Origin of the sequence: Thiolapillus sp., from assembly GCF_048562965.1 — a bacterium.
Lineage (GTDB): Bacteria > Pseudomonadota > Gammaproteobacteria > Chromatiales > Chromatiaceae > Thiolapillus > Thiolapillus brandeum_A.
Map to the genome: position 1 here is coordinate 1 of NZ_JBHNMF010001521.1, position 585 is coordinate 585.

Annotated in this window: 1 protein-coding gene; it reads right to left on the reverse strand. The window is 51.8% G+C overall.

All coding sequences use genetic code 11. The features are described 5' to 3' along the window. The coding region (locus ACOCD2_RS25280; RefSeq protein WP_368857439.1) for a GspH/FimT family pseudopilin at nt 1–432 on the reverse strand (432 nt) is incomplete at its 3' end. Nucleotides 433–585 lie beyond the last annotated feature (153 nt).

The window sequence follows — 585 nt, forward strand, 5'->3', positions numbered from 1 at the left end:
CCTATTGCCGCATCTCCAGTTACCTGCAGACCATGGCAAATCAGGGATACAATCCGCTGGTCGCCATTCAAATGGCCTTTTCGGGACAGCTCTATGCTGATAGGGGTGAGTAGTTACGTTTGCGGAAACACCAACCCCGTTTCCATCCAGGCTGTGTGCCAGCAGCGTGTCATCGCCGCTGCCATCACCATTGGTATCTACTGCGACCTGCCATGTGGTAAAGCTGGCGTTGCCGCTGAAGATGACGGGCTGTTCCCGCTTGATGGATTCACTGCGCGCCAGCAGGATGGAAGACAGGAGATCGTTTGCTGTCGTGGTAACCGCATTCCTGTCCATCATGCCACGGAAACTGGGTACGGCCAGTGCTGTCAATATGCCCAGCACCGTGACCGTCATCAGTAGTTCAACGAGTGTAAAACCTTGTGTTCTCATTTTTCCCCACTAAGGGTAGAGTTCTAGAGTTTAGACCTGAATCCGTGATTCCAGAACGTCAAAACCCGCATTTTACCGACATGACTCGGCAGGAGCCTCTGTAATCGGCATGACATCGAAATATTTGTCTGGATGGATCAGCAAATTGATGCT